This window comes from Kitasatospora kazusensis, from assembly GCF_039529945.1.
Lineage (GTDB): Bacteria > Actinomycetota > Actinomycetes > Streptomycetales > Streptomycetaceae > Kitasatospora > Kitasatospora kazusensis.
In genome coordinates this window covers 20803-30259 of the sequence record NZ_BAAANT010000056.1, presented here as the reverse complement: position 1 = coordinate 30259, position 9457 = coordinate 20803, and the positions used below count along the sequence as shown (strand labels likewise).

At 68.1% G+C, this 9457-nt stretch carries 8 protein-coding genes; 5 read left to right on the top strand and 3 right to left on the bottom strand.

Features of this window, described 5'->3' with window-relative positions:
* The first annotated feature begins 190 nt into the window (after positions 1 to 190).
* A complete protein-coding gene (locus ABD330_RS29195; protein WP_344469147.1) occupies positions 191 to 1009 on the top strand; it encodes an alpha/beta hydrolase in 819 nt (272 codons plus the stop codon).
* A 90-nt stretch (positions 1010 to 1099) separates the two neighbouring features.
* Here the strand turns inward: ABD330_RS29195 and ABD330_RS29190 are convergent, their stop codons facing one another.
* Entirely contained in the window at positions 1100 to 1810 is a 711-nt protein-coding gene (locus ABD330_RS29190) for a DUF6193 family natural product biosynthesis protein (protein ID WP_344469144.1), read from the bottom strand.
* Positions 1811 to 2010: 200 nt separating this feature from the next.
* Here ABD330_RS29190 and ABD330_RS29185 point away from each other — a divergent pair, with 200 nt between their 5' ends.
* From ABD330_RS29185 to ABD330_RS29175, 3 genes are all read left to right on the top strand, one after another.
* A complete protein-coding gene (locus tag ABD330_RS29185; RefSeq protein WP_344469140.1) occupies positions 2011 to 2259 on the top strand; it encodes a hypothetical protein in 249 nt (82 codons plus the stop codon).
* A gap of 1107 nt (positions 2260 to 3366) precedes the next feature.
* Positions 3367 to 3720, top strand: a complete 354-nt coding sequence (locus tag ABD330_RS29180; protein ID WP_344469138.1) for a hypothetical protein — start codon at positions 3367 to 3369, stop codon at positions 3718 to 3720.
* 26 nt (positions 3721 to 3746) lie between these two features.
* Positions 3747 to 4628, top strand: a complete 882-nt coding sequence (locus tag ABD330_RS29175) for a hypothetical protein (RefSeq protein ID WP_344469136.1) — start codon at positions 3747 to 3749, stop codon at positions 4626 to 4628.
* Between the two features lie 252 nt (positions 4629 to 4880).
* Here ABD330_RS29175 and ABD330_RS29170 read toward each other — a convergent pair whose 3' ends face one another.
* The gene (locus ABD330_RS29170; protein ID WP_344469134.1) at positions 4881 to 6212 is read right to left on the bottom strand and encodes an IS630 family transposase; all 1332 of its coding nucleotides are present in this window, start codon (positions 6210 to 6212) and stop codon (positions 4881 to 4883) included.
* A 192-nt stretch (positions 6213 to 6404) separates the two neighbouring features.
* On the opposite strand from ABD330_RS29170, the gene ABD330_RS29165 reads away from it, so the two are divergent.
* Complete coding sequence (locus ABD330_RS29165; protein WP_344469132.1) at positions 6405 to 6644, top strand: hypothetical protein; 240 nt, start codon at positions 6405 to 6407, stop codon at positions 6642 to 6644.
* Between the two features lie 312 nt (positions 6645 to 6956).
* Here ABD330_RS29165 and ABD330_RS29160 read toward each other — a convergent pair whose 3' ends face one another.
* Positions 6957 to 9278: a Dyp-type peroxidase gene (locus tag ABD330_RS29160; RefSeq protein ID WP_344469130.1), complete on the bottom strand. Its 2322-nt coding sequence runs from the start codon at positions 9276 to 9278 to the stop codon at positions 6957 to 6959.
* Between the last annotated feature and the right edge of the window lie 179 nt (positions 9279 to 9457).

The window sequence follows — 9457 nt, the reverse complement described above, 5'->3', positions numbered from 1 at the left end:
CAAAACGCTCGGCTGGAGAACTCCAGCCGAGCGCCTGCGTGATCTACTGACGACCACATAGATCATCAGGTGTTGCGAGGACCCCAAGAATCCGCCGCACGGCGTTCGGGGGCCTCGTGGTGCTCGGCACCACAGGCTGATCCGTGCCGAGCGCAACCATCGGCGCTCCGCCGGTGGCTACCATCGGCGCATGACTGACTACGAGACGGAATTCCGCTCCCTGGACGGCACCGTTCTGTTCGGCACGGTCACTCCTTCCCCAACTCCACCGGCGGCCTTGGCCGTCCTCGCCCACGGGGCAGGCGTCACCCGTGAGGAAGGCAGCTTCTTCACGCGGCTGGCGGCCGGCCTCGCCGCCGTCGGCATCACCTGCCTACGATTCGACCTACGAGCGCACGGTGCGAGCGGAGGGCGCTTCTCGGATGTCACCATCGCCGGAGTGGCCAACGACATCCGGGCCGCGGCCGATCACCTCGCGGAGATCACCAACCGCCCTGGCCCGGTGCACGTCATCGCCGCCTCGTTCTCCGGCGGTGCCGCCGCCGTGCACGCCGGTCGCCGCCCCGGCGATGTCGACAAGCTGGTACTCCTGAACCCGCGCATGGATTACAAGAACAGGTTCATCACCGAAGCGGCCGGCTGGACCGATGACTACCTGTCGAAGGAGCGCGCGGCCAAACTGGACCGGCGCGGGTTCTCCGTCCGCACTCCGTTCGAGGTCGGCCGGGGACTCCTCAACGAGATGTTCCATCTCGATGAGCCCGAGGCGATCTGTGCCGCCGTCCGCGTCCCGGTGCTGATCGTCCACGGGACGAAGGACACCTTCGTGGACGTGGAGCTGTCCCGCCGATACGCGCCACTGTTCGGGGCCGGGGCCGAGCTGTACGAACTCGAAGGCGCCCAGCACGGATTCGCCGTCCACGAGGACCCCGCGTACGCGGACCCGCAGTCGCAGGCGTGGCAGCGTGAGGTGATCGCCAAGGTGGGTGACTTCCTCTCCGCCGCCTAGGCGGTGTCCTGGCGATCAAGAGCGCTGGCGGCAGGTGCAGCCGAACGTGACGACGACCACGATCGCTGCCAGTACCGCTCAAGCGACATTTTAACGTGCCGGCCCGATCCCCTCCGGCAGGACGGCCACCACAAAGGCGACGGCCTCCTCCGGCGTCTCGAAGCGCGCGAGCAACTCACTCCCGTTCCGTACCCCGTAGAGCCCCTCATCGTGCGGCCAGATCATGGGCCCGACTCCTGTCGTATTCCGATTCGCCGTGGTACTGGTGGAGAACCAGAGGTTGAAGTGGCTGGTCACCGGCATCAGTTGGCGGAGCACCGGCCGGGCGTACGCCGCCGCCAACAGCGCATGCACGCGCGGGAACCGGTTCATCGGCGGCATGTGGATGCCGTCGAGCCTGCGGCACCACTCCAGCTCGACAGCACCGAGCGGCTCCCGCTCGTGCGCGAGAGCCCAAGGGCGGAACTCGATGTACGGGGCCTGCTCCCTGGTCTCCTCAAGCCCCGCTCCACCGGTCCAGGCCACCACCGCTCTGACCACCTCGGCCAGATCGGCGGTCCACCCGCCGGCCAGGCGCAGGCCATTGCTCTGGAGGTACACCCAGAAGGTCCGACGCTGCTCGTCGGCCGGACGCATTCTCACCCGCCGATTGAGCCCCGCGTCGACGTATGCGGCTATGCCGCTCCACTGTCCTTCGTGTTCAGGCAAGACGACCTTGAGGCCCTCCGCCGCCCGCAGCAACCTCTCCCCGAGTGTCACGCCGCCCCAGTCGTTCTCGCCGGTCCCCACCTCGAAGCTCATCTCGCCAGTATGCCGCCGAGCGCGTCGACGGTCTCAGTCGATCAGGTGCCAGTCCTCCGAACTCCGGGCCAGGCGGGCCCGGAGTTCGGCCGGGCGCCAGCCGGCGTCGGTGCCTTCTTCCTGGACGGTGAGCGCGGCATCGACGGAGCTGTCCGACCGATCATGTGACTCGCTAGGGTTGCGGTGTGTCGAAAGCCGGCGTGAGCAACGAGACCGAGAGCATGCTCTGTCTCTGGGTGGAGCCTTGGAGAACCGATCACTGGATGCGTCCAGGCGAGGAGTTCACCGTCGTCACGGAGAAGGAGCCCGAGGAGTCGCCTTTCAACGTGGTGGTCCATGCCCAGGGCATCACTGTGTGGGTGAACTCGGCCAATGCCTCCAAAGTCGTCGACAGGAACGGCGACTCGGTGCCGTGCGGGCATCAACGCCCTGCTGACACAGGGCTCTGACAGCGTCCGTCCTCGTCAAGATCGAAGCCAGATGACCAACGACGCGGCCGTTACGGTGCCCAGGAAGACGTAGCCGCGCTTGTCGTAGCGGGTCGGTGCGCCACGAGGCGCCATGGAGTCGAGTGAGGTGAGAGACCTTCACCGCCGGGTTGTCGCAGCAGCCCTGCGGAAGCTGGGGGCAGTTCGTCTCGGGGGATGCCGAGGCGGGCGGCAAGCAGCCCTGACAACGTCGGGACGGACTGGCACTGCCAGACGGTTCGGGTCCGGCCAGCGAGACGGGAAGGTGTACGTGAGGAACCAGCGCTTGACGCCCCGTAATTACGACACCGGCTCCAACCTGGCGGATCTGGGCCGGACGCAGTGCACGACCTCGGCGAGCTGACGGTCAACTCCGAAGCCGACTCGACTTATCGGTGGGGAGGCCACGCCGAATGTCTGCGGCGTAGGTGTGGCGATGCTGCCGGGGTAGAGCTGGGCACCTCACCCGTCGATCGACTCCGTGGTGAACGTGGGAACTGTCCGTGGTCGCCCTCCGCGCCGGATCGCCAGTCCGGCCGAGGGCAGGCGCATCGCCGGCTGATGGCCGTCGGACAGGGCGGAGGCTCCGTAGTACTCGGAGGCCGGGGTGCGACACGAGGTCGCACGAGTTGAGTGAGCTTCACTGAAGGAGGTTCGGCTGATGCCGAAGGTGTAGTTACGGATCAGTGTTCGAGGATCTGCCCCCCGGGCCTGACGTGCGTCGCTGGTAACGGCGGGGTGCGAAGCTCAGGTCGCCAGGCTCAAGGGCTCCCGTTCCATCCGGGGGTTACAAGTCACGGGGAAGGCCGACAGGGTGAATGACCGTGAACCCCTGATGATGCCTCGTCATCGGAAGCCCCGCAGATGGGTTGCAGCAGCGGGGTCAAGGACTGGCCGTTGAGAAGCGGCAGGCGCCGACCGGAGGACCTTAAGCCGGCCGGGAGAACACCGCCGTCCTCGGGGTATAGGGGGCACCCGACCCGGCCGCACCTCACTCCGTCCGCGCCACCCGACCGCCCTCCGCCCCTGTGTCCCACCGCGAGGAGTGGATCATGGCGGACGCCGCCGGGAGCAGGCACGATGGGCGTCATGCCGAAGAACCCGCCGGAGTCGATGCAGCACCACCTGCGCCATCGCCTGACCGAGCACGCCCGCTCACGCTGGCCGCAGCTGGCCGGCGTCGACGTGCGCTTTCGCGCCGGATTCGCCTACATCGCAGGGACGTTGCCCGACGGGCAGGCCCTGCCGCTGTGCCGTCTGCGCTTCGGCGGGGTCCTGCACACCTGGGGCTTCGCGCTCTACCTCGCCAGCCGCGACGGCTACCAGGACAACGTCCTGCCCAGCGGCTACCCCACCGGATCACCGGTAGAAGCCCTCGACTGCGCGTGCGGCCTCTACCTTAACGACCCCACAGTCCGGACGAACACACCCTCAACGATCTGACGCTGTACAGGACTAGGATCGGTCCGGTGCACCGGACGAATCTGACAGCGGCGATCGACAGCGAATCATGGGTCAGCCTCGGCCTGGAGCTTGAGCGTACGACCGAGCCAGGGCTGCGGCCGCAGACGGCGAACGGGAATCTGATAGTCCTGTCGCAGGGGCCGGACGTGGTGCTCCTCGGCCGCGTAGACGACGACCGATGCGGAGTCGAATACTCCCGCACGGACCACTACCGATCACCCATCTCCCCCTTGCGGGCCGCCGAGGTGCGCTCGGTCACCGAGCACGGGCAGCCATCCTGGTACGCCCGCTGGGCGCATCGCTTCGCCAACACTCTGGATTCCTCCACCATCGGTCCGCTCCACGAGGGGCGGTGGGTGCTTTCCCGGCGCCTTGCCCGTGAGGGGATGACACCGACAGAAGGCGGGCCGGCCGACCAATGGCGTTCCCTGCTGCTCGACGATCATCCTGATGGCTACATCGACTGGTTCGACGGCTCTTGGAGGGTCATGCCCCTGCGGCAGATGCCACCATCCGACGACCCCAGGGTGAAGGCCTACCGGAAGCACGCCCGGGAGGGCATCCTGCCGCCCGTACTGCTCTGGTGGTTCAGCGGGCTCAACTGCCATGTGATCCTGGACGGCCACGCCCGCCTCGGCGCCGCCATTGCCGAGAACCGCGAGCCAGCGGTGCTGGTTCTCTCCCGCGCACCGTCCGAGGAACAGACCAAGACCGGGACGGACAAAGCCCTGTCGACCTATCACCTGACCATGTCCCTCTTGGACGGTCAGCATCCGGTCACGGACCGCCAAGGCCTGGTCAGGGCGGCGAGCCACCTACTCGCCACCCAGCTGCACAGCCTCAAGGTCGACTACGCACCCACCCGTGCATGGCCGATGCCGCGGTGACTCACCGGTACACCCCGGGTGTGAGCTTTAACCCCTTCCGGATGCCCCACCCCACCGGGCGAAGGCAGACCCTCGCGTCACGTGACCAAGTTCCGCGGAACGGAGTCCGGCCCGGATGGCAGCGCGCATTTCGACAGAGCACGACCTGACCACTGGGCCAACGACGGCACGCTAGTCAAGTGGCATGACCCTCAACGAATCAACGCGGCGCACCACTAGTGTCCCGCGTCCGAAATGACGTGGTGAAGTTTTCTATGGTTTCTCGGGGTTGGGTGGTGTGATCTTTGTGAGGTAGTCGGCGAGTGAGTTGAGGATCTCGTCGGCGGTCTTGGTCCAGGTGAAGGGCCTGGGGTTTTCGTTCCAGGTGGCGATCCAGGTGCGGATGTCGTTCTCCAGGGCCTGGACGGAGGTGTGGACGCCGCGGCGGATGAGCTTGTCCGTCAGCAGGCCGAACCAGCGCTCGACCTGGTTGATCCAGGAGGAGCCGGTGGGGGTGAAGTGGACGTGGAAGCGGGGGTGTTGGGCCAGCCACTTCTGGATCTCGGGGGTCTTGTGGGTGGCGTAGTTGTCGCAGACCAGGTGCACGTCGAGTTCGGCCGGCACTGCCTTGTCTATCGTGGTCAGGAACTTCTTGAACTCGATGGCGCGGTGGCGCCGGTGCAGGGCGCTGATGACAGTGCCGTCGGCGATGTTGAACGCGGCGAACAGGCTGGTGATGCCGTGGCGCAGGTAGTCGTGGGTGCGGCGTTCGGGCATGCCGGGCATCATCGGCAGGATGGGCTGGGACCGGTCCAGCGCCTGGATCTGGGACTTCTCGTCGACGCAGAGGACCACAGCCCGCTCGGGCGGGTTGTGGTAGAGCCCGACAACGTCGACGACCTTGTCCACGAACTGCGGGTCGGTGGAGAGCTTGAACGAGTCCTGCAGATGCGGCTTGAGGTCGAACTTCTTCCAGATGCGCCCGATGGTGGACTTGGACAGTCCGGTGCGTTCGGCCATCGAGGCGCGCGACCAGTGCGTGTCGTTGCCCGGGGTGGACTCCAGAGTCGCAACGACCACGTCCTCGACCTTGTCGAGCAGGATCGAGGGCGGCCGGCCGGGCCGGGGCTCGTCCTGGAGGCCGTCGAGGCGGTCGGCGATGAAGCGGGCCCGCCAGCGGTCCACGGTGGACGCGTCGACACCGAGATCGGAGGCGGTCTGCCTGTTCGTCCCGCCTTCCGCGCAACGCAGCACGATCTTCGCTCGCAGCGCCAGGTACTGGGCGGTCTTCGCCCGCCTCGCCCAGCTCGTCAGTTGGGCCCGCTCGGCCTCGCTGAGGACCAGATCAGCTTTCGGCCGGCCGATGCGGGCGGCGTCCTGCAGCCCGGCCATCCGCTCCGCGGCGAACTTCCGGCGCCACTTGGCCACCGTCCCGACCGCGACACCGATCGCCCGAGCTGCACCCATGTTCGACATGCCGTCAGCGCACGCCAGGACAATCCGGGCCCGCTCCGCCGCACGCCGGTCCGACGCCCCCGACCGACGCAGGAGCTCGGCACGCTCACCCTCGGACAACACGATCTCTACAGCAGAAGGACCTGACACACCAACAGACTAGCAACTAAGACCCATGACTTCGGACGCGGGACACTAGTGCTCTGAGCACACAGGTTAACCGGGTTGGCGGTGGCACCGTACGGACGAGGCCGTCCTTCTCACTGCCGCCGGTACCTTGCCGACATGGGAATTAAGCGAACACCGTACTGGCGCACTATCGGAACGCCGACGACGCTCGTCTTGTATCGCACACCCGACCGGTGGCGGTTCGCCGTCTACTTCACCGATCCGAGGGGCGTCGCCGACGGCGGACTCGACCATCCCGTGCCCTCCTGCGAGCCCGAGATCGCGCAGGCAGCCCTGCACCGCAGAGCCGAAGAGCTCACCCACCGCAAGCTTGACGTCGCCTGGCAGGAGGCCGGCCAACCAGGCTGCTGGACAGGCGCCGTCACCAACACTGGCCCGCTCCCTGTCGCTTGACGGTCAGGCTCTCACGTTGGGCGTGTTCGACGAACCCAGCGAACGTTTTCGGCCGCAACACTGGACACCCCAACCACCGACAGGCGCTCATGGAGTTCCCGCACCGCCGGACGCTCGCGGTGCGGGAACAGGACCTGCGCGGAGCGGTGCGCCGGGCGGAGCAGCACGCTCGGTCGCCCCGTAGCCCAGGAAGTCTCGCGGTCAGCCGGTTCGCCGAGTTGGTCGCGCCGTTCGGGAATTCCTTCTCAGAGGGGCGGTCGTGGAGTTCCGCGACATCTGACGGGCCGGGTCCGCCGCCCGGCGCCCGGCGGGTCACTCCTGGGACAGCGACTTCCAGAGCGTCACCGGCCGGTCGGGTACCACGATCCGGTCCTCGTGTGCGCTGCCGTCGGCGATGCTGATGATGCGGTACTTGTCCTGGTGGAACACCCAGTACGTGCTGACGCCGTTGACGCGCTGCATGTCCGGTACCGGCAGAATCGTGGTGATCCGCGAGATCCCGGCGAAGCAGTCCCACTCCGAGATCAGCGCGTCGGGCCGCTCCAGCAGGTCGTTGTGCCGCTGGCCGTCGGCGATCGAGATCCCCCGGTAGACCTGCTTGCCGTCCACGGTGTGGAAGGCCCAGTACCAGCTCTTGCCGTCCTTGCGCTGCAGGTCGGGCGCGGGCAGCACGCAGTCGAGCTTGCTGACGCCGTTCAGCGACTGCCAGCGGCTCAGCGGCCCGTCGGCGCGTTCCAGGACGTCGGCGCGGTCGCCGCCCTCGGCGATGGTGACCACCCGGTAGACCTGCTTGCCGTCCACCGAGTGGAACACCCAGAACCAGCTCTTGCCGTCCTTGAGCTGCATGTCCGGGTAGGGCAGGAAGAGGTCGACCGAGGAGACGCCCGCGAGCGAGTCCCACTCGGAGACCGCCCGGTCCTCCTTCTCCAGCCGGTCGGTGTGCTCGTGGCCGTCGGCGATGGAGATCGCCCGGTAGACCTGCTTCCCGCCGACCGTCCGGTACGCCCAGTACCAGCTCTTGCCGTCCTTGCGCTGGAGGTCGGGCACCGGCAGGAAGGTGTCGACCGGCTGGCCGATCTCCGGCCGGCCCTTGTCCGGGAGCCGGCCCTCGCCGAGCGCGCGGAGGGTGCTGATGGACGGCGCGAAGGCGTAGACGGTGCCCTCGGTCTTCACGAACTGCTGGAAGCTCAGCGGGACGGCGTCCCCGTCCTGGTTCCAGTTGACGGTACCGGCGATGCCGACCATCGCGTCCGGGCCGGGCGGGTTCTTCCGGTTCGGGGGGAACTTGGAGTTGTCGATCCAGGACTGCTGGATGAACTCGAACTGCGTGACCAGGTCGGTCTGGTAGCTGACGAAGAGCAGACCGCGCGGCGAGTCCGGGCCGCCGGGCCCCTCCGCGGCCGGGTCGAAGGCGTGCCCGTACGGGCTGCCGCGCCGCATGATCCGGCGCCGGTCCATCACCGGGTCCTCCGGGAAGGGCTTGTCGCCGGGCTTCTCCTGCAGGCCGTCGCGCGGGTTGGTCTTGCGCAGGTGCGAGAAGAGCGGGGTGATCCGGCCTTCCAGGTCGTTGCCGAAGCTGATGTCGTTGTCGTTGGAGGCGACGGTGTTGAAGGGGGTGTCCGCGTTCGGGCACTTGGCGACGGGCGTGCCGGACCGCCAGCGGCCGACCAGGCGGGCCGCCAGCCACTCGACCGTGGCGTCGTCGTCCACGGCCTTGCTCTTCTTCAGCACCTCCAGCTGGCGCGCCACCTGCGCCCAGAAGCCGGGCACGTCCTGGGCCAGCCGCCGCACCACCTGGAAGGATCCGTTGAACGTCCAGGCGGGCAGCTCCGTCGGGCCGCCCATGTCCGAGCGGTCGACCTGCGGGTGCCCGCAGACGAACTCGCCGGCCGGGATCAGCCGGGTGCCGGGGTGCCCCTTGACCCACTCGGGCCGCAGCGGATCGGGTTCGTCGAAGCCGCGCACGCCCGGCTCGCTGACACCGTCCTTGAAGCCGAAGTGCTCCTTGCCCCGACGGGTGCCGGGCAGCGTGGAGCCGTTCTGCTGGAAGACCACCGAGACCTTGAACTGCGCCGCGGCCTCGCGCTGCTCGATCACGGCGGCCTGCAGGTCCTCGGCGGTGTCGGCGGCGACGGTGAGCACCGCGTGGATGAACTCCTCCGACTTGTTGTTGCCGAAGATCCACTTCGACGGGGAGCTCGGACTGCCGTCCACGTCGCCGAGGATCGCGGCCCGCGCCACCGGCCCCTGCTGGAAGGCCCCCATCGCGGTGTCGGCGGCCGCCGGCGGATACGGCGGCTTCCCGGTCAGCGTCGCCAGGCCCTGGTAGGTCAGACTGATGCCGAGCCAGGTCGCCTTCAGCCCGGTGGGGTCACCGCCGGACCGCTGACGCGCCTCGCTGAAGGCCTTGTTGAAGGTCGCCACCTGCCGGGTGGTGGCGATCCTCGGGGTCAGCCGCTGCAGCCAGCCGCGCGCCTTCACACCGTCCTCGAACTTCAGGAAGAGCAGGACCATCTGGTCCTTCTTGAACCCGGCCAGTACGTCGCCCTGGATCTCGTCGCTCTCGCGCAGTGGCAGGTCGGTGGCGGGTGGAGAGGCCGGGGGCAGCACGCCCGGGGGCACTTCGGTCGTCATGAACGCTCCAGTCATGGCTGTTCGGCGACGGGGTGTCCGGCGACGCTGGCTCAGGTCACGGAGTCAGGTCGCGGGGTCCGGTCGCGGGCGCCCCGCGCGACTGCGGAGCGTGAGGCCGACCCTACGGTACGTACGCGGAGCATGCAGGGCCGTCCACCCACCCGGGCGAACGGTCCGTC